Genomic DNA, 18,091 nt, shown 5'->3' on the forward strand with positions numbered 1-18,091 from the left:
CATCAGCAGCGCTGCTGCGTGCGACGGCACGGCTCTCCCGGTCTCGAACATGCTCGTCTCATCTGGCCGTGTCGGTGCCGGTCGCCGCCCCCGGCCCGTGTGCGGGCAGTGCGGGAGATCGCAGGGTGCCCGCATCTTCGGCGTGCCACGTGGCCTCCAGGTGCGCACAGCCCTGCCCGCGGTTCCATCATCGGATTGACTTCTCGGCTAATGCTGATAGCTTTTAGTTAATGCAGTTAGCCGCCGGGCTAGCGGACCACATGGAGGTAGTCGTGACCGAGTTCCTGAACGTCGACGGTGGGACCATCGCCTACGAGATGAGCGGCACCGCCGGGCCGCTGGTGGTGGTCGCCCACGGCATGGGCGACAGCCGCGAGGCCTACCGGTTCTTCACCCCCGCCCTGGTGGAAGCCGGGTACCGAGTCGCCGCGGTGGACCTGCGCGGCCACGGCGAGTCCAGCGTCGGCTGGGCGTCCTACACCCGCACCGACCTCGCGGGTGACCTGATCGCCCTGGTGAAGCACCTCGGCGGGCCGGCGATACTCGTCGGCCACTCCATCGCCGGCGGTGCCGTCACCATCGCCGCGGCCAAGGCCCCGGACCTCGTCACCGCACTGGTCGAACTCGCGCCCTTCACCCGCAAGCAGCAGATCCGGCTCGGTGACCTGCGGGTGGCCGGCTACCGCCGCGGCGCAACCCATCTCATGGGCACCACCATCCTCGGCAGCACCCGGCAGTGGGCCAAGTACCTGGACGCCGCCTACCCCGGCCCCAAGCCCGCGGACTGGGACACCCGCCTGCAGCAGATCACCGCGATGCTGGAGGAGCCCGGCCGGATGAAGGTCCTGCAGGCGATGGGCAAGATCTCCCCCGCCGACGCCGGTGAGCAGCTCGGCAACGTCACCTGCCCGGTGCTCATCGTGCAGGGCACCCTCGACCCCGACTGGGCCTCACCGCAGGCCGAGGGCGAGGCGATCGTCGCCGACCTGCCGGCCGGACTGGGCCGGCTGGAGATGATCGAGGGGGCCGGTCACTACCCGCACGTCCAGTTCCCTCAGCAGACCCTCGCCCCGGTCCTGACCTTCCTGGCCGGCGTCCGTGCCTAGGGCGGGCCTGGACGCGGCCACGATCGTCGTCGCCGCCGCCGACCTCGCCGACGAGATCGGCTTCAGCGAGCTGACCATGAGCCGGCTGGCCGAGCGGGTCGGCGTGCGCGCCCCGTCGCTCTACAAACACATCGCCAGCCAGGACGACCTCCACCGGCGCATCGCGGCGCTCGCCTTCGACGAGGCCGCCGACGCGATCGGCACGGCCATCCAGGGCCGCGCCGGACGCGACGCCCTGGCCGCCGCGGCCGGCGCGCTCCGCGACTTCGTACTCGCCCACCCCGGCCGCTACGCGGCCACCCTCGGCCTCACGCCGACCGGCCCCGACGACCCGATCATGCTCGCCTCCAGGCGAGGGATCGGACCCTTCGAGGCGGTACTGCGGGGATACGACATCGACCCCCAGGAGATGACCCACGCGCTGCGGGCGGTGCGCAGTGTCTTCCACGGCTTCGCCAACCTGCAGGCATCCGGCGGATTCCAGTGGTCCGCCGACCTCGGCGAGAGCTTCGAATACCTCATCGACCTCGTCGACCGTGGCCTTCGCGCCACCACGGCCACGGATCCCACCGCCGTCGCAGACCCTGCCGATCCTCACCGGTAGACCACTGGGCCACCGGACTGCCAACCCCTCCTCCCCGCACCCGTCAGAAGTGGAAACCGTCATGGACGCAGTGCTCACCGCCGTCATCGACATAGACGCCACCCCGGAAGCGGTGTGGGACGTCCTCACCGACTTCGCCGCCTACGGCGAGTGGAGCACCTTCACCTCAGCCGAGGGAACCGCTCACGTGGGAAGCCGACTCACCATGCGCATGCCGGGCATGACCTTCAGACCCACGGTCACCGTCGCAACACCCGGCCAGGAGCTGCGGTGGACCGGCACGCTCGGCACCAAGCACCTGTTCCACGGCCAGCACTCCTTCGTCCTCTCTCCCAACCACGACGGCACCACCCGCCTGACCAACCACGAGGAGTTCTCCGGCGCCCTGGTCACCCTGACCCGGCGGCTGGTGAGAACGCCCAAACGCGACGGGTACGCCGCGTTCAACAACGGCCTCAAGCAGCGCGTCGAAGGACTCACCGACAGCACACGCTGACCACGCCCCCACCTGCCAGGACAACGCTCTTGCACCAGCGGTCACCGTCCTCGCCGATCATGCGGGTGCGCGAACGCAGCCGGCGGCCTTCATCGCCGAGATCCCACTGGCCGACCAGCGCGTTGAACTCGGCCGGCGAGGCAACAGGGCCGGCGAGTTCCGCGAGGTCACCCGGCAGCTGGTCTGGGGCCGGAGCCCAGCGTGAGGACGTTTTCGCGCTCACGTGATGACCTGCGCGGTGCGCGCCGCGGACAGCCAATGAGGGAACTCCTGCAGAAGCTGGTCGTACAGCAGCCCGTCATTGGTCGCGCGGGGGTCGCGGCCGGCATGGAAGAAGCCCGCGTTGTCGACGATCCGGCAGGCGGGTACGGCCAGGGTGTCAAGACGGTGCAGGAAGGTGAACTCATTGTCGTCGGGGTCGCCGAAGCCGATGAACTGCCAGAACAGCGGCAGGCGGGCGGCTTTGCACAGATAGCGTTCGGCGGCCGCCTTGCTGGGGGGTCCGCCGTCCGTCTGGAAGATCACCAGGGCGGGGTCGGTGCTGCCGGACTCGAGGTAGTGGTCGATGACCTCGTCCATGGCCCAGTGATAGTTCGTGCGTCCCATGTGACCGAGGTTCTCGTGCAGTTTGTCGATGCGGCCCGCGTAGTTGCCGAGGCGCAGGTCGGTGGACCCGTCGATGTCGGTGGAGAAGAACACGACGGGTACGGTGCCGTCGTCATCGAGGTGGGCGGACAGGGAGAGGACCTGTTCGCCCAGGTGCTGCATGGTGCCGTCCGTGTAGTAGCGCCGCATCGAGCCGGACCGGTCCAGGACCAGATACACCGCCGCGCGCACTCCCTCGAGGCCGTGCGCACGCAGGCTGGAACCGGCCCTCTTGTACAGACTGACGAGGCCCGGAGCTTTGGCCTGCATCTTGGACAGGCCGATCGCCGGGGCTGCGTCGCGCACGTCGCTCATGGTCGTGGTCGCCGTTTCTGTAGCGGGCGCTGGCCATTGTGCGTGCTCGGGGAGTACCTCGAGGCCGGTAGAGGATTTCTTCATGCGTACGTGGTGACGTGACAGTGAGCAGGCTCAACGCCGGTGGACCCCGGCCCAGATCCGGGCCCGGCGCCACCCCCTGCGCCGCCGTCGAGCAGGTAAGCGGGCGGCTAGCGTGCCCGAGAGGGCCGCACTCGCCGCGGCTCTGCACACCTCGGTCGACCAGGTCCGCCGGGCGCTGCCGCCGTCGTCGGCGTGACGGCTCAGCCGCCGCCGGGCCCTAGGAAGAGCGTTGACGCGGAGTCCGAAGTGGTCAGGGCCAGCGGAATGCCGAGGTTCTGGCCTGTCCAGTGCAACGCAGGTCAGCGGCGGGGCAGCACGCCCAGGAGAGTTGCGGTCAGGGCCAGCTTCAAGGAGTCCTTCAGCTCCAAGTGGAAGCGGGCCAGGTCGGGTTCGGCCTGGTAGGCCGCCTGCAGGCTGGGCGGGGGTGTGCTGTACGCCGACAGCGCGCCGGCCATGACCATGGTTTGCAGGCTGAACAGTGTCGCGTTCTCGCCCAGCTCCGGCAGGTACTTCTGGATCAGGGCGGTCATGGTTGTCAGGCGGTCCAGGGAGGCGCGCTTGTAGCGTGCTACGACCTCGACGGAGACGTTGTGTTCCAGGACGCTGCCCTGCGCGCCGAAGAGGTCGCACAGCACCACTCGGCCGGAGAGCGAGCGGCTGAGGATCTCGGCCACCGCTGCCGCCCGCTCGGCCATGGGCAGATGTTCGTCGATACCGGCGGCCAGCTCGCCTGCCAGTTCCGTCAGCCACTCCTGCAGGAAGTGGTCCAGCAGTTCCAGCAGCACCGCCTCGCGAGACTCGAAGTAGCGCAGCACGTTCGGCTTCGCCAGGCCTACCCGGCGGCTGAGCTCGTTCAGGGTGACCGCGGCCACAGGCATCTCGTCGAGCATCGCCGACGCCATGTCGAGGATCGCCCGTCGGCGGATCTCCCGCTGCTCTTCGGTTCGCGCCCGCTGGAAAGTCACGATCACCAGCCTAACTTAAGTACCTGCGGTACGTTGACAACGTACCGCGAGTACTTTAACGTCGTCGGCACAAGATACCTTCGGTACGTTAGTTAGTTAGGAGCCTGGCATGAGCGAGAAGTGGACAACGGCGAATATTCCGGACCAGCGTGGGCGGGTGGCCGTGGTGACCGGGGCCAACACCGGACTGGGGTACGAGACCGCCAAGGCGCTCGCCGAGCGCGGGGCCTCCGTGGTGCTCGCCGTGCGCGACGTCGAGAAGGGCGAGCAGGCCGCGGCCCGCATGACCGGCGACGTGACCGTGCAGGCGCTGGACCTGACCTCGCTCGACTCCGTCCGGACCGCGGCGGCGGCGCTGAGGTCCCGGCTCGGCCGGATCGACCTGCTGATCAACAACGCCGGCGTGATGTACACCCCGAAGCAGAGCACCCGGGACGGCTTCGAGATGCAGTTCGGTACCAACCACCTCGGCCACTTCGCGCTCACCGGGCTGCTGCTGGACCTGATGCTGCCGGTGCCCGGCTCGCGCGTGGTGACGGTCAGCAGCACCGGCCACCGCATCCGGGCCGCGATCCACTTCGACGACCTGCAGTGGGAGCGGTCGTACAGCCGGGTCGCTGCCTATGGTCAGTCCAAGCTGGCCAACCTGATGTTCACGTACGAGCTGCAGCGCCGGCTCGCCACGCACGGCACCACCGTCGCGGTGGCCGCGCACCCCGGGGTGTCCAGCACCGAGCTCGCCCGCAACACCCCCGCGGCCCTCCGGCTTCCGCTCACCTGGCTTGCGCCGCTGATCACCCAGACGCCGGCGATGGGCGCGCTGCCGACCCTGCGCGCCGCCACCGACCCCGCCGCGCTCGGCGGCCAGTACTACGGTCCCGGCGGACGCAACGAGGTCATGGGCCACCCCCGGCTGGTCACCTCCAGCCCGGAGTCGTACGAGGTAGCCGTCCAGCAGCGGCTGTGGGCCGTCTCCGAAGACCTCACCGGGGTGAAGTTCCCCGCCGTTCAGTCCAAGCAGAACTCGGTTCCCTCCGGATCGGCCATCGCGATGTAGCCCGCGCTGGTAGGAGGCGCCGGCTCGTCGCGGCGCAAGCGGGTGGCGCCGAGACCGACGAGGCACTCGCACTCCGCTCCGAGGGCGGCCATCGGCTCGTCGCCGTGCAGGCCGGGTGCGGCGCGTACGTCCAGGTGCAGGCGCTTTTGGCGGTCTTGCCCCGGGGACCTGCTGAAAGAAGATCCGAGGACGTACGCCCTCGGGGTCCGGCGGCCTGCCTCTCGTTGAAGCACCCGGCGGCGCGGCGGAGTACGGCTCGCGGGCTCAGGCAGTCGCGGCGGCCGTCTGCGCCTCCAGTGCCGCGCGCAGCCAGTCGTGTGCGGAACCGGGTGTCGGCTCCGTCGGGCCGCCCCGCGGGGTGATCACCTCGGCCACCCACTCCCAGTACCGGTCGATCCGCGGGTCGGCCGCGAGCTGCCCGGCCAGCATGCGGCGGAAGTCCGGGGTGTCCCGGGTGCCGTACGCGCTCACGTACGCGGCCACGAAACTGTCCAGTGCCTCACCCGGGCGCGGTTCCCGGTCCCCGCGCAGCTGCGTGCCCGCCAGCTCGTACGCCTCGGCCAGCCCCGCGTACAGCACGGCCGACCCGCCGGCCCCCGCAATCGCGTGCGCCCGGGGCTGGGGCCGCTCGGCGCCCGTGCACGGACGGCAGACGAAGGCGTTCAGCCGGGCGAAGGCGAGGACCTGGGCCGGTGCCGGGTCCTCGGGCGGCTGCGGAACCGCCACCTCCAGGAACGCGGCGGTCGACCGGGTCGGCATCCGCGACGGCAGCCAGCCGCGCCAGAACCGGGCCAGCGGAGCCGTACTCGGCGGGGCCGGCACCGCGCCGATCAGGCGCAGCCGGCCGGCCCGTTCCCCGGGCGGGCACTCCTGCACCAGCCGCAGCGCCGCCTCCCGCCAGCGCAGAGCCCTGAGTTGGGAGCCGAGTCCGCGCAGCTGTCCGGCGACGGCGTCCTCCAGCGCGCTGCCCGCCTCGTCCTCCTCGTCGAGGATGCGCCGCACCTCGGGCAGCGGCAGACCGAGGGTGCGCAGGGAGCGGATCAGGCGCAGCCGGCCGAGCGCGTCGGGGCCGTACCGGCGATGCCCGCCGGCGCTGCGGGACGCCTCCGGCAACAAGCCGCGGTCGGAGTAGAAGCGGACGGTCTTGACGGTGACCCCCGCCTGCTCGGCGAGTTCACCGATCGTGCACAGACCGTCGTGTGGCGTGGGCACTTGAACCTCCCTCAGGGGGAGTTCCTACCGTACGGGCAGGCGCGGACGGGTGATCGAGCCGGTCCGCGGACGACGGCGTACGAGGAGAGGGCCATGACCGAATTCATCCTGGTGCCGGGCGTGTTCACCGGCGCACACGTGTGGGAGGACACCGCCGCGCGACTGGCCGCGGCGGGCGCCGGTGTCCACGCGGTGACCCTCACCGGACTCGACGGGCCCCTCGCCGCCGCGGAGGCCGGCATCGACCTGGAGACGCACATCGCGGACGTGCTCGCGGTGATCGACTCGGTCCGCGCGGCGGCCGGCCGGGAGATCGTGCTGGTCGGCCACGACTACGGCATCCACCCGGTGCTGGGCGCCGCCGACCGGCGCGCGGATCACATCGCCCGGATCGTCCACCTGGACGCGGGGATGCCGCAGGACGGCGTACCGGCCCTGGCCGCGGTGCCCGACCAGTCCCTGCGCACACGGGTGGGCGAGCGCGCCGGGGTGGACGGAGCGGGGGCCTACGGGGAGCTGTCGCCCCCGGCCCGCGAGGAGTGGCGGCGCTGGGGCAGTACGGCGGGCGTCCCTGACGCGGCGCTGGACCGGCTGACGGCCCTCGCCGCGCCGCAGCCGCTGGGCACCCTGCTTCAGCCGCTGCGGCTCACCGGCGCGGCGGCCGCCCTCCCCGCCACGGGGGTGCTGTGCAACGGCAACGGCGCGGGCATCGACATGGTCCAGATGCGGGTGGACTTCGGCGACCGTGCCCTGCAGGCCCTGGCCGACGCCCGGGTGACCTTCTTCGAACTCCCCACCGGGCACTGGCCGATGCTGTCCTGCCCCGCCGAACTGGCGGAGGTCCTGCTGCGGGCCGCGGCCGGTGAGGGGCACCGGCTGAAGCCGGCCGGCGCCGGCCGGCCGCCCGCGCACTTGCGGCCGTTCCTGCTGGACGTGCCCGACCTCCCTCGTGAGCGGACGGGGAACGTCGACCTGTACCTGCCCGGTACTCAGGGCCCGCGGCCCGCGGTGGTGTTCGTGCACGGCGGCCCGCTGCCCGCCGAGGCCCGGCCGACCCCGCGGGACTGGCCGACCCTGATGGGGTACGCCCGGTACGCGGCCGGGCAGGGGGTGGTGGGCGTGACCCTGGACCACCGCCTGCACGACGTCGCCGACTACGAGCGCGCCGCCGCGGACGTGGCCGCCGCGGTGGAGGTCGTCCGGGCCGATCCGCGCGTGGACGCGGACCGGGTCGCGCTGTGGTTCTTCTCGGGCGGCGGTCCGATCACGGCGGACTGGCTGGGGGCGCCCCCGCCGTGGCTGCGCTGCCTGGCGGCCACCTACCCGGTCCTGGCGCCGCTGCCGAACTGGGGGATGGCCGCCGGCCGGTTCCACCCGGCGGCGACGGTGGCGCATGCGGGCGCCCTGCCCATCGTGCTCACCCGGACAGGGCTCGAGATCCCCGAGATCGCCGCCACGGTCGAGGAGTTCCTGGCCGCGGCCAAGGACTGCGGGGTGGACGTCGAGGTGGTCGATGTGCCGCACGGCCGTCACGGCTTCGAGAGCCTGGACCCGACCGAGGAGTCGCGCGAGGCCGTGCACCGCGCGATGCGCTCGGTACTGGCCCACCTGACGGCCTGATCCGGGCCGCTGTGGTACGCCGAAGTTCGCTCCGGGCTGCGGGCCGAAAAAGGGGGCGGCTCCGTCCTCCATGGAGGACGGAGCCGTTTCGCCGGTGTGCGTGGTTCGGTCAGGCGCGGCGACGGTTTCCGGTGACGACCCGGTACAGGGCGAGGAGGATGAGGGAGCCGACGATGGCGGCGATCCAGGTGGAGATGTCGAAGAAGCCGTCGATGGAGTCGACGTCGAAGAGGACCTTGCCGAGCCAGCCGCCGAGGAGGCCTCCCGCGATGCCGATGAGCATCGTGATGATGATGCCGCCCGGGTCCTTGCCGGGCATGAGCATCTTGGCGATGATGCCCGCGAGCAGACCGATGAGTATCCAGGCGATGATGCCCATGATGTGTGTCTCCTACCTGGTCGTATAAAAACCGTGTCAGGAACCCGGGTGTTCCGTTTCTGCGATTTCAAACTCGGCACACGCGTGGGGCGGACCTCGCGGGATCCGCGAACCGGCAGCGCGCGCCAGGAGTTGGCGCACTGGGGCACGCTGCGCATCGTCCAGGTGACCAGCGGGGGCCTTCTTACCCGTTGTCCTCGACGACGCGAATGATCGTGCGGCCGGGGACGTGCTGTCGCGGGGCGAAGGCGGCGGCTGCCTCGGCCAGCGTCCGGACCGCGCTGACTCCTACCCGGAGTCGGCCCTCCCGCACTCGCTGGGCGAGGTCGGCGAGGCGCGTGCGGTCGGGTTCCACCACGAAGAAGAGGGCCCGCCCGTCGTCGGGGCGCACGGTGGGCGGGTGGGCGATGGTGACGAGTGTGCCGCCGGGGCGCACGAGGGCGGCCGAGCGGCCGAGGATGTCACCGCCGATCACGTCGAACACGACGTCGACCTGGCCGGTGTCCTCGAGTCGGCCGGTTTCCAGGTCGAGGAACGCGTGCGCGCCCAGATCCAGGACGGTGTTCCGGTGAGCAGAGCGTCCCGTTGCGATGACCCGGGCTCCTGCTTCGTGAGCGAGCTGGACGGCGATCGAGCCGACCGTGCCGGCGGCGCCGTGGATCAGGACGGTCTGGCCGGGGGCGAGACGGGCATGGTCGAACAGGCCCTGCCAGGCGGTCAGGCCGGAGACCGGCAGCGCGGCTGCCACCGTGTGGTCGACATCGGCGGGCAGCGGGGCGAGGTTGCGGGCTTCCACGGCGACGTACTCGGCGAGCGAGCCGTTGCGGGCCCAGTCGGTCAGTCCGAAGACCCGCTGGCCGACGGTGAGGCCGGTCGTCCCGTAGCCGAGTTCCGTCACCACCCCCGACACCTCGTGTCCGGGCACGCTCGGGGTGCGGTCGCGGCCCGCGCGGTCGGTCCAGGTCGCGGGCCAGCTGAGTTCTCCTCGGGTGAAGCCCGCGGCGTGCACGCGCACGATGACGTCGTTCTCGGCGGCGTGGGGATGGGGAAGGTCGTCGAGGGTCAGCCCCGCGACCCCGGCCTCGCGATCCCGGACAGTGATGGCTTGCACGAGCATTCCCTTCGTGTCGTGGACTGAGAGATTCCGGACGCAGACACTCAGTGGATCTTTGACGGGGAGCCGTCGCCACTGGAGAGCGAGCGGCATGGATCAGCCGCCCTCCTCCGGGTGGTGCGACCGTCGGCCCTTTCGGGGATCGGGTGTCGCTCACCGGTCCCAGGGCCGGCTGGGCTCCCAGCGGTCCCACGCCGTACATGGTGCGGAGGACCGTCACCATGGGGGACCGGGACCGTCAGCATGCCGAAGGCGGCGCGTGAACCCGGACGAGGAGAGGGGTGGCGAGAGTCGCGGGCGGTTGCGTCGGTTCGGTCCCGGCTGCTGCCGGGTTACCGCGGCCACGGCGCAGCGATGATGCGCTCGACCATCGACGTACGGCGGAATCCGGGAACGAAGTGTTCCAGGACGTCCGCGTTGATGGTTCCGTACGTGGTGTCCGGGCGGTCTCTGAGGCCGTCGACGAATGCCTGCAGGAACTCCTTCTTGAACTCACCGCGCGGATGCGTGGCGACGATTTCGTCCACCTGGTCGCCGTCCAGCCGGTCCAGCCCCCAGCCGAGTGCGTCGGTCAGCACGCCGTAGTTGGTGGCGGCCGTCTCGGGGCCCATCCGGCCGGGAAGCCCCGGGGTCGTGTGCAGGGCGATCGCTGTCCAGGCCACCTCGGCGGCGCTCGGGGAGAACCCGCGGTCGCGCAGGAACTTCCGCGCGTGGTCGGCGCCGTCCAGCTCGAAACGCTGCTGCGTGTCCGAGAACGGGATCAAAAGGCCCGCGTCATGGAACATCGCCGAGATGTAGAGCAACTCGGGATCCGGCCGGAGGTCCAGCTCTCGCGCGTGGAGGGAGGCGAAGAGGAATACACGCCGGGAATGGTGGAAGATCAGGGGATTCGTCTTCTCCCGAAGAAAGTCCGTGGCTTCCGTGACAGCCGAGGTTTCGGGGATTTGCACCCCTGCGATGATGTCGGTCATGGTGTCCGTGCTTTCTGGTGCGATGTACGACGGGGGGAGTGGGCGTCCGTTCTCCACGGTGCCGACCGTGCGGTCCCTGGCGCCGCCTCGGTCCGGCCGTGAACCACTCGAATCCAGTCATCTCAGGATGGGTCTGTGAGCTCCGGCGTGCACCGGGTGGCGATCCTCGTCTACGACCGGGTCAAACTGCTCGACGTCGTCGGCCCCGCCGAAGTGTTCGGGGAAGCGAATCTGCTCGGTGCCGACTACCGGATCGCCCTGGTGTCGACGACAGGTGCCGACGTCGCCTCCTCGATCGGGATGCGGATCGCCGTCGACGGCAGAGCCGTCACGCAGCCGGACCCCCACACGTTCCTGGTGCCGGGCGGAGACATCTATCCCAGAACCCCTGTGACGCGCGATCTGGCCGAAGCCGCCAAGGATCTGGCAGCCCGTTCCGGCCGGGTCGCCTCCGTGTGCTCCGGTGCCTTCGTCCTGGGCGCGAGCGGACTTCTGGACGGCAGACGGGCGACCACCCATTGGAAGATCGCGGGCGAACTGGCCGCCCGGCACCCGAAGACCCGCGTCGAACCCGATGCGATCTACGTGCGCGACGGCACTGTCTACACCTCCGCGGGTGTCACCGCCGGCATCGACCTCGCGCTGGCCCTCGTCGAGGAGGATCACGGCCCCGACGTCAGCCGGGAGGTGGCCCGTTCCCTGGTGGTCTACCTGCAACGGGCGGGCGGTCAGTCACAGTTCTCCGCGCCCCTGCAGGGTCCGCCGCCCCGGTCGCCCGCCCTGCGCAGAGTCGTCGATCTGGTCACGGCGGATCCCGCCGGCGACTACTCCCTCGCCGAACTGGCCGCGCGTCTGCACATCAGTACGCGTCACCTCACGAGGCTGTTCCAGGACGAGATGGGCACCACGCCGGCCCGGTACGTCGAGTCGATCCGGTTCGGCATCGCGAAGTCGCTGCTCGACCAGGGTTACACCGCGACGCAGACGGCGTCCTTGGCCGGCTTCCCGAGCTACGAGAGTCTGCGCCGCGTTTTCGCGCGAGAGATGTCCATCAGCCCTGCCGCCTACAAGAGCCGGTTCGCCACCGCCCGCCGCACGCAGGCCGAGTAGCGTCCGGCGGGCGTTGCGCTGGTCCGTGACCGTGCCGGTCAGGTACTGACGCCACGACGAGAGACCGGCATGAAGCGGATGGCCGGCCCGGTTCAGCTGTGGCTCCGGCGAAGTCGTCGACCCGGGCCGGCAGTTCCTCCGGCATCCGGAGCATCGCGGTGTGCCGCGTCCACAGCCGTCGCCGCGAGAGCCAGGCACCAGCGCCGTACCGACCGGCGGCGTACCGACCGGCGGCACCTGGCGCGAGTCCTCAGTCGATCGGGACTCCTGATGGAGCACCCGTCCGCCGGCATCACGTCATGACGACTGCCGCGGTCACCCGGCTGGAGCGTTCACCTCGCTCCCGATCAGCACTCGCCACGCCAGGTGAGACTCTTCAGCTCCACTCCCTGCGGACCGAAGGCCAGCTTGTACTCACCGGGGCCCGGGTTGAAGTGCAGACACCTGTTGTAGGTGCCTCCGTCGAAGACCCAGGTGGCCTGGATGTGATCGGATCCGGGGCTGGAAAAGCCGTTGTTCATGATGAAGCCCACCTTCAGCGACCCGGACCAGTTGCCCTCTGTCCTCAGGATCGTCGGACTGTTGGTGGCTGAGGAATTCCAGGCGCAGACGTTTCCTGTGGGGCAGTCCGGAGGGCTGGGCTCGGCAGACGCGTTCGGCGCGATGGCGATGACGCCGAGGATGGCGGCAGAGGCAGCAAGGGCCGCGGAACTCCGCTTGCGCATGATGATCTCCCAACGTGGCGAAAGGTGAACAGGGTTCGGCTCCAGCCGCCGTAGCGGCCGAGGTGTCGTCCCGCGCCGGCGCCGGCCGGCGCCCCGAACGGTAGATCGCGCCATGCACGTCGCGTCCCTGACAGATGACAGGGGTGGGGAACCCGCCGCTCAGCAGGCCGGCTTCGGCCACTCCTCCCGCTCTGTCATCGCGGACCACGCCACCGCCACCGAGGCCGGAGAGAACGTCTCCGTCGAGGCCATTGACGCCGGCTCCCGGGCCTCCCGCTTTCTCGGCCGGCCGGTGGACCGGGCGGCTCGCGGAAGCGCGGGGCTAACTGCCGCCCGCCGTACGTGTGGTGAGGTCGTCGTCCGTGATGGGGCGGAGCACACGGCAGGGGGTTCCGGTCGCGACAGTCATGGGGGGAATGCTGCGGCTGACGACACTGCCGGCGCCGATGACCGATCCGTATCCGATACGGACGCCGGGGAGGACGACCGCGTTGCTGCCGATCCACACCTTGTCCTCGATGACGATCGGTTCCGAGAACCGTGCGAAGTCCACGCGCCGGGAGGGATGCACCGGGTGCCCTGTCGTGGTCAGGGTCACGCTGGGGGCGATCATGACCCCGTTGCCTATACGGATCTCGACGTCGTCGACGCACGTGAGGTTCACGTTTCCGAAGAAGTCGTCACCGACGTGGACGTTGCTTCCGAACCCGGCGTGGAACGGCGGCAGCAGCACCGTGCGTTCTCCGACCGATCCGAAGATCGCGACGAGCAGCGACCGGCGCTTTTCCGTCTCGCTCGGCGGGGTGTGGTTGTACTCGAAGATCTGCTCGGTGCGGCGTCGAGGGGCCTGGAAGGCTGCTTCCGGCTCGGTGTAGACAAGACCCTTGCCGATCCGGGCCAGGACTTCCTCCTCATGAGCTTGCGACACAGCAGAACACTCCGTTCATCGAGCCCTCGAGCACAGGCGTGACGCGCTCCCCGTCAACCGCGCGTCGAGAGCCTACGTGCGCCGCGAAGACGCCATGAGCAACGGGAGGGTGCGCGGGTTCGCCGCGGGTGAACAGACGCGTCGACTCCGCGTCTCGCGAGGCTGACGGCCTGCGTTCGTGGCCCCGGCGGCGTCACCCGTGGCGGACACCCGGGCAGGGCCGTACGCGCCGACGGCGGTGGTGCCGGTGGTCATCAGCGCAACGCCCGGCACGATCACGTCCCCGGAGGTCGGGCCTCCGGCCGTTGCATGCAGGGAAGTTCGGGTACCCGGCTGGGACGACAGAACTGACGGACGAGCTTGGAGAGCGACATGGCGAAGACGAAGGCAACTGGTACTACGCATCCGAAGGCCGCCTCAGCGGCAGGCCGGGCCGCCAAGGGCGGCAAGTCGAAGAGCAGCAGGACGGCCGCTGCGAGCGCACTGTCGCAGACCTCCGGCAAGGCGGACGCGGCCGACGCGAAGACGACCAAGTCCGAGTCGGCTTCCGCCGCGGGTAAGACGGTGCGGGCCAAGAACCGGTCGAAGTCGGAGAAGAGGGCCGCGGGCAGCGCTCTGGCCCAGGCTCCGGCCAAGTCGTCGCGCAGGCCCGGCAAGAAGATTCTCACCGCCGCGGCCAAGGTGCTGGCCGACAAGAAGTCGACCAAGGCGGAGCGTTCCGACGCGGCGAGCACCCTCGCACAGGCTGCGGCGCACGCGCTGAAGTAGCGCGCGGTCCCGTCTTCGGGACACCCAGCCGATCTTCGGGACGCGCAGCCGAATCCCGGTGGCCTTCGAAGGGACCACCGCGGACGGTCTGCCCCGTCGATCCTGAGGCTCCGTCAGCGGGCGCGCCGCTGACGGCCGGCGGGGGATGCCGGCGGGGGAGAGGCCGGGCGGACGCGGTGCCGGCGCGCGGGGTGGCGCCGCCGTCCGGATGCGTCGCGGGCGATGCCGACGACGGCTTCCGCCACCCGCTCGGGTTCCGCCGGCGCGACGTTCAGCTTTTCCCGGCTGCCCCGCCCGGCGGGGAACGAGCACCCCGTCCCGGATGCCCGCGCGGATCCGCGGCTGCAACCCGCAGGCGTCACGCACTGGCCGGCGGCGGCGCGAGTTCGGCCGCGACGTCGACGGCGATCTCGATGGCCCGGCCGGCGAGTGGTGAGTGGGTGCGTCCGGCCCGCCAGTGCAGGTAGATCTCCCGCGGCGGCGGGGACGGCCGTAGCTCGTGGACACGGAGCCTGTCGTCGGACGGGACGTCGGCACCGCGGATGGCGAGCCAGGGCAGCACCGCCGATCCCAGGCCGGCTCGCACCATCGACAGCAGGGTGTCGTTGACCGCGCTGCGGAACACGATCTGCGGACGGGCGCCGCTGCGGGCGACCGCCTGTTCCATCAGGGGCTGGTCGCAGGTCAGCGGCCAGGCCACCATCGGTGCGCCGTCGAGCCTCTCCAACGGGACCGGGCCCTCGGGGAAGGCGCCGGCGCCGGCCACCAGCAGGTACGGGTCGTCGAGCAGCTTGAGGTACTCGACGTCGCCGTCGACGCGGCCGTCGTAGAACAGCAGGTCGAGGTCGCCGATCTGCGGCTGCTCCGGCTCCTCCTCGGACAACCGGATGTCGCAGCCGGGGTGTTCGTCCCGCAGCCGGCGTACGACTGACGGCAGGATCACGTTGGACACGCTCTGGAACGTGCCGATGTCGATCCGGCCGTCTCCCGCCCTGAACCGCTCCACGGCATCGGCCAACGCCCCTGCCCTCGCCAGCAGTTCGCGACCATGGGTGAGGACCACGGAGCCCAGCGGGGTGAGCCGTACCGGCTTGGGCCCGCCCGGCCGGTCGAACACCGGCCCGCCGACGGTCCTCTCCAACGCGGCGATCTGCTGGCTCACCGTCGACTGGGTGTACCCGAGGCGGGCGGCCGCCCGGCCGAACGAGCCCTCCTCGGCGATGGCGGCCATTGCCGCCAGGTGGCGCAGCTCGACATGGGTCACAAGGCCCAATATAGCGAGGTCAATCGCCATGAGCGATCGAATCGATCGGAAATCATCGCTTTTCACAATGGAGTGGTGGGCTCTAGCGTGCCGGACATGACTCCTCATCAATCCCACGGCGAGCAGCTCCGCACAGTCAACGGCGTCGAGCTGTGTGCCGAGACCTTCGGAGACCCCGCGGCCCCGGCGATCGTGCTGGTCGCCGGGTCGGCCGCCTCGATGCTGTGGTGGGACGCCGAACTGTGCGAACGGATCGCCGCCCGCGGCCGGTTCGTGATCCGCTACGACCACCGGGACACCGGCCGGTCCACCAGCTACCCGCCGGGACAGCCGGCGTACTCGTTCACCGACCTGACCCTGGACGTGCTCGGCATCCAGGACACCCTGGGCATCGAGCGCGCCCACATGGTCTGCCAGTCGATGTTCGGCGGGATCGGGCACATCCTCGGGGTGGACCATCCCGGTCGGGTCGCGTCGCTGACGTTCCTCTCGAGCTCGACCGGGGCCGACGGCCTGCCGCCGCCGTCGAGTGACCTGGTCATGCCGGCCGAGCCTGATCCGCCCGGCGCGGCCGCGGTCGTCGAGTACGTGGTCGCCGGTGCCAGGGCGTACGCCGGTGGCTCGCCCTACTTCGACGAGGCCGCGATCCGAGCGCTGGTCGAACGTGACGTGGCACGCGCCAGGAACTACGCGTCGACTCTGGTCAACCACTACGCCATCGAGGTCGATGAGCCGGCCCGGGGCGGCTTCGGCGACATCGCGGCGCCGACGCTCGTGGTCCACGGCGACCACGACCCACTCCTGCCCCTGGCGCACGGCGAGGCGCTGCGCGACGCGATCCCCGGTGCGGAGCTGCTGGTCCTCACGGGGGCCGGACACGACCTGCCCAGGCCGGTGTGGGACGACTTCGTGGCGGCCCTGGTGCGGCACACGGACGGAGGCCGCGCATGAACCGGCTGCGTTCGGCACTCTGGCTGCCGCTCTTCGACGAACTCGCCGACCCGCGGGTGGTCGCGCGCCTGGCCGCCGACGCGGAGGAAGCCGGGTGGGACGGCTGCTTCGTATGGGACCAACTGGCCTGGCGGGCCCCGGTCCGCCAGGTCGCCGACCCATGGATCGCGCTGGCGGCGATCGCGACCGTGACCGAACGGCTGCGGCTCGGCCCGATGGTGTCGCCCCTTGCCCGTCGACGGCCCGCCAAGGTCGCGCGGGAGACCGCGACACTGGACCGGCTCAGCGACGGCCGCCTCACCCTCGGCGTGGGCCTGGGCAGCGACCGGTTCGCCGGTGAGCTGTCCAAGACCGGCGAGCAGCTCGACGACCGACGGCGCGGACGGATGCTCGACGAGTCCCTGGCGATCCTGGCCGCCGCCTGGTCCGGCGAACCGGTGCGCCATCGCGGAGAGCACTACACCGTCGACGACCTCGCGTTCCTGCCGCGGCCGGTTCAGCGGCACGGCGTGCCGGTGTGGGCCGCCGGATTCCCGGGCAACGTCAAGCCGGTCCGCCGGGCCGCCCGGCTCGACGGCTTCTTCCCCGCCAATCTCGAGCACCCGGACCAGCTCGCCGAAGTCGTCGGCGCCCTCACCGAACTGCGCCATGGCGAGATGGCCTCGTACGACATCGCCGTCAGCCTGCCGCTCGGTGTCCGTCCCGAGCCGTACGCCACAGCCGGCGCGACGTGGTGGCTGCCGGAATTCGACCCGGGTGTACGGCTCGACACCGTGCGCGGCGTACTCCGCGACGGCCCGGCGGCGTGAGGACACGGTCGCACGGTCCGACCACGACTGGGACCCGCTCACGGTCACAAGCGGCCGTGGGAGCCCCCGAGACCGGCATCTCCTGCGCGAACTCCGCTGCCGCGTCTCCCGCATCACCGGCCTCGTGCAGGCCGTCCTCGCCCTTCCCCTCGCGTCAGCGCCGGTTCTGTCACCCACGCCCGGCCCTGCCGTCCCCAGAGCTCCGCGCCGCCGGGCGGCTGTCGTTCTACTGCTGGTAGAGTGAGGGTATGGGAGATCAGGACACCAGCATCAAGACCACACGAGAGGTACGCGACCGGCTGCGGACACTGGCCGGTGAGCGCGATACCACCATGAACGACCTCCTCGCCGAACTCGTCGCACGCGAGCTGACCGAGGCCGAGAAGCAGCAGCGCGTCCAGCAGGCCTTGGAGGAAGTGCGGCAGGCCACCGGCGTCACGGTGTCCGACGAGGCCCGAGCCCGGGCCCGTTCTCTCCTGCAGCGCCTCGGACAGGAGCACCACGCCGCGTGATGCGTGTTCTGCTCGACCACACCTGCATCCGGGCCCTCGCCGAAGGCGACGAATTCCTCAACGGCTTGTATGTGGAGGCCAGCTACGGACATGCGGAGATCGTGATCCCCGCTCTGTCCGCCACCGTCGCCGACCGCGACAGACCCGGAGCCGGGGCAGACATCCTGGGACGGCGCTTCACCACGGTCGCCAACTTCACCCATGCCCACGCCCTGGTCGCCGGAAGCTGGCGGCAGGCGGACTGGCGGATCCTGCACCCCGCAGCCGCCATCATCGTGGCACGCCAGGCCGGTGACGATGCCGCCCTGCTGTCCCTGGACGTCGACTTGTACGCCGGGACCGGCGTCAGCCCCCTGAACCCCATGAGCCCCTGACACGCGGCACAACCGCGGTCTGCGCAACGGGTTTCACAACCCAGCCACAGACGGGTTCGTCTGCGTTCCGGCCAGCTATTGC

22 protein-coding genes are annotated in these 18,091 nt (G+C 70.8%); 11 read left to right on the top strand and 11 right to left on the bottom strand.

From position 1 onward, the window contains the following. Positions 1-272: 272 nt before the first annotated feature. The 3 genes from ACIBLC_RS38650 (at position 273) to ACIBLC_RS38660 (ending at position 2,206) form a co-directional block, all read left to right on the top strand. Positions 273-1,106: an alpha/beta fold hydrolase gene (locus ACIBLC_RS38650; protein WP_399216168.1), complete on the top strand. Its 834-nt coding sequence runs from the start codon at positions 273-275 to the stop codon at positions 1,104-1,106. Positions 1,107-1,128: 22 nt separating this feature from the next. Next, the gene (locus ACIBLC_RS38655) at positions 1,129-1,710 is read left to right on the top strand and encodes a TetR/AcrR family transcriptional regulator (protein WP_399216201.1); all 582 of its coding nucleotides are present in this window, start codon (positions 1,129-1,131) and stop codon (positions 1,708-1,710) included. Between the two features lie 61 nt (positions 1,711-1,771). Next, a complete protein-coding gene (locus tag ACIBLC_RS38660) occupies positions 1,772-2,206 on the top strand; it encodes an SRPBCC family protein (RefSeq protein WP_399216169.1) in 435 nt (144 codons plus the stop codon). On the opposite strand, the gene ACIBLC_RS38665 is transcribed toward ACIBLC_RS38660, so the two are convergent. The 3 genes from ACIBLC_RS38665 to ACIBLC_RS38675 all read right to left on the bottom strand — a co-directional run bounded on the left by ACIBLC_RS38665 (position 2,187) and on the right by ACIBLC_RS38675 (position 4,215). Continuing rightward, positions 2,187-2,429, bottom strand: a complete 243-nt coding sequence (locus tag ACIBLC_RS38665) for a hypothetical protein (protein ID WP_399216170.1) — start codon at positions 2,427-2,429, stop codon at positions 2,187-2,189. The genes ACIBLC_RS38660 and ACIBLC_RS38665 overlap by 20 nt on opposite strands. After that, positions 2,426-3,166, bottom strand: a complete 741-nt coding sequence (locus ACIBLC_RS38670; RefSeq protein WP_399216171.1) for a VWA domain-containing protein — start codon at positions 3,164-3,166, stop codon at positions 2,426-2,428. The genes ACIBLC_RS38665 and ACIBLC_RS38670 overlap by 4 nt, the downstream gene beginning before the upstream one ends. Before the next feature lie 383 nt (positions 3,167-3,549). Then, complete coding sequence (locus ACIBLC_RS38675) at positions 3,550-4,215, bottom strand: TetR/AcrR family transcriptional regulator (RefSeq protein WP_399216172.1); 666 nt, start codon at positions 4,213-4,215, stop codon at positions 3,550-3,552. Positions 4,216-4,324: 109 nt separating this feature from the next. On the opposite strand from ACIBLC_RS38675, the gene ACIBLC_RS38680 reads away from it, so the two are divergent. Further along, positions 4,325-5,272, top strand: coding sequence for an SDR family NAD(P)-dependent oxidoreductase (locus ACIBLC_RS38680; protein ID WP_399216173.1), 948 nt, complete (start codon positions 4,325-4,327; stop codon positions 5,270-5,272). Here the strand turns inward: ACIBLC_RS38680 and ACIBLC_RS38685 are convergent. Together ACIBLC_RS38685 and ACIBLC_RS38690 are read right to left on the bottom strand one after the other, a co-directional pair. After that, on the bottom strand, positions 5,224-5,505 hold the full coding sequence (locus ACIBLC_RS38685; protein ID WP_399216174.1) for a VOC family protein: 282 nt from the start codon (positions 5,503-5,505) through the stop codon (positions 5,224-5,226). The two genes, ACIBLC_RS38680 and ACIBLC_RS38685, sit on opposite strands and share 49 nt — an antisense overlap. 31 nt (positions 5,506-5,536) lie before the next feature. Beyond that, positions 5,537-6,484 carry a MerR family transcriptional regulator gene (locus ACIBLC_RS38690; protein ID WP_399216175.1) on the bottom strand — a complete coding sequence of 316 codons (948 nt, stop codon included), beginning with the start codon at positions 6,482-6,484 and terminating at the stop codon, positions 5,537-5,539. Between the two features lie 93 nt (positions 6,485-6,577). Between ACIBLC_RS38690 and ACIBLC_RS38695 the strand changes: the two genes are divergently transcribed. Further along, positions 6,578-8,104 (top strand): alpha/beta fold hydrolase, encoded by a 1,527-nt coding sequence (locus ACIBLC_RS38695; protein WP_399216176.1) that lies wholly within the window; start codon positions 6,578-6,580, stop codon positions 8,102-8,104. 109 nt (positions 8,105-8,213) lie between these two features. Here the strand turns inward: ACIBLC_RS38695 and ACIBLC_RS38700 are convergent, their stop codons facing one another. The 3 genes from ACIBLC_RS38700 to ACIBLC_RS38710 form a co-directional block, all read right to left on the bottom strand. Next, entirely contained in the window at positions 8,214-8,483 is a 270-nt protein-coding gene (locus ACIBLC_RS38700) for a GlsB/YeaQ/YmgE family stress response membrane protein (RefSeq protein WP_399216177.1), read from the bottom strand. A gap of 184 nt (positions 8,484-8,667) precedes the next feature. Then, positions 8,668-9,594 carry an NADP-dependent oxidoreductase gene (locus ACIBLC_RS38705; protein WP_399216178.1) on the bottom strand — a complete coding sequence of 309 codons (927 nt, stop codon included), beginning with the start codon at positions 9,592-9,594 and terminating at the stop codon, positions 8,668-8,670. A gap of 335 nt (positions 9,595-9,929) precedes the next feature. Beyond that, positions 9,930-10,568 (bottom strand): HD domain-containing protein, encoded by a 639-nt coding sequence (locus ACIBLC_RS38710; RefSeq protein ID WP_399216179.1) that lies wholly within the window; start codon positions 10,566-10,568, stop codon positions 9,930-9,932. 135 nt (positions 10,569-10,703) lie between these two features. Here ACIBLC_RS38710 and ACIBLC_RS38715 point away from each other — a divergent pair, with 135 nt between their 5' ends. Further along, positions 10,704-11,678 carry a GlxA family transcriptional regulator gene (locus ACIBLC_RS38715; RefSeq protein ID WP_399216180.1) on the top strand — a complete coding sequence of 325 codons (975 nt, stop codon included), beginning with the start codon at positions 10,704-10,706 and terminating at the stop codon, positions 11,676-11,678. 347 nt (positions 11,679-12,025) lie between these two features. On the opposite strand, the gene ACIBLC_RS38720 is transcribed toward ACIBLC_RS38715, so the two are convergent. Together ACIBLC_RS38720 and ACIBLC_RS38725 are read right to left on the bottom strand one after the other, a co-directional pair. Beyond that, on the bottom strand, positions 12,026-12,403 hold the full coding sequence (locus ACIBLC_RS38720; RefSeq protein WP_399216181.1) for a hypothetical protein: 378 nt from the start codon (positions 12,401-12,403) through the stop codon (positions 12,026-12,028). Positions 12,404-12,725: 322 nt separating this feature from the next. Next, positions 12,726-13,331, bottom strand: coding sequence for a sugar O-acetyltransferase (locus ACIBLC_RS38725; RefSeq protein ID WP_399216182.1), 606 nt, complete (start codon positions 13,329-13,331; stop codon positions 12,726-12,728). Positions 13,332-13,703: 372 nt separating this feature from the next. Between ACIBLC_RS38725 and ACIBLC_RS38730 the strand changes: the two genes are divergently transcribed. Continuing rightward, positions 13,704-14,099, top strand: a complete 396-nt coding sequence (locus ACIBLC_RS38730) for a hypothetical protein (RefSeq protein ID WP_399216183.1) — start codon at positions 13,704-13,706, stop codon at positions 14,097-14,099. A 358-nt stretch (positions 14,100-14,457) separates the two neighbouring features. On the opposite strand, the gene ACIBLC_RS38735 is transcribed toward ACIBLC_RS38730, so the two are convergent. After that, positions 14,458-15,363, bottom strand: a complete 906-nt coding sequence (locus ACIBLC_RS38735; RefSeq protein WP_399216184.1) for a LysR family transcriptional regulator — start codon at positions 15,361-15,363, stop codon at positions 14,458-14,460. 96 nt (positions 15,364-15,459) lie between these two features. Between ACIBLC_RS38735 and ACIBLC_RS38740 the strand changes: the two genes are divergently transcribed. From ACIBLC_RS38740 to ACIBLC_RS38755, 4 genes are all read left to right on the top strand, one after another. Beyond that, positions 15,460-16,314 carry an alpha/beta fold hydrolase gene (locus tag ACIBLC_RS38740; protein WP_399216185.1) on the top strand — a complete coding sequence of 285 codons (855 nt, stop codon included), beginning with the start codon at positions 15,460-15,462 and terminating at the stop codon, positions 16,312-16,314. Beyond that, complete coding sequence (locus ACIBLC_RS38745; protein WP_399216186.1) at positions 16,311-17,123, top strand: LLM class flavin-dependent oxidoreductase; 813 nt, start codon at positions 16,311-16,313, stop codon at positions 17,121-17,123. Before ACIBLC_RS38740 ends, ACIBLC_RS38745 begins: the two co-directional genes overlap by 4 nt. Positions 17,124-17,371: 248 nt before the next feature. Further along, complete coding sequence (locus ACIBLC_RS38750) at positions 17,372-17,635, top strand: hypothetical protein (protein WP_399216187.1); 264 nt, start codon at positions 17,372-17,374, stop codon at positions 17,633-17,635. After that, positions 17,632-18,009 (top strand): PIN domain-containing protein, encoded by a 378-nt coding sequence (locus ACIBLC_RS38755; RefSeq protein ID WP_399216188.1) that lies wholly within the window; start codon positions 17,632-17,634, stop codon positions 18,007-18,009. Before ACIBLC_RS38750 ends, ACIBLC_RS38755 begins: the two co-directional genes overlap by 4 nt. Positions 18,010-18,091: the final 82 nt, after the last annotated feature.

It is taken from the genome of Streptomyces sp. NPDC050535, from assembly GCF_044457665.1.
Classification (GTDB): domain Bacteria; phylum Actinomycetota; class Actinomycetes; order Streptomycetales; family Streptomycetaceae; genus Streptomyces.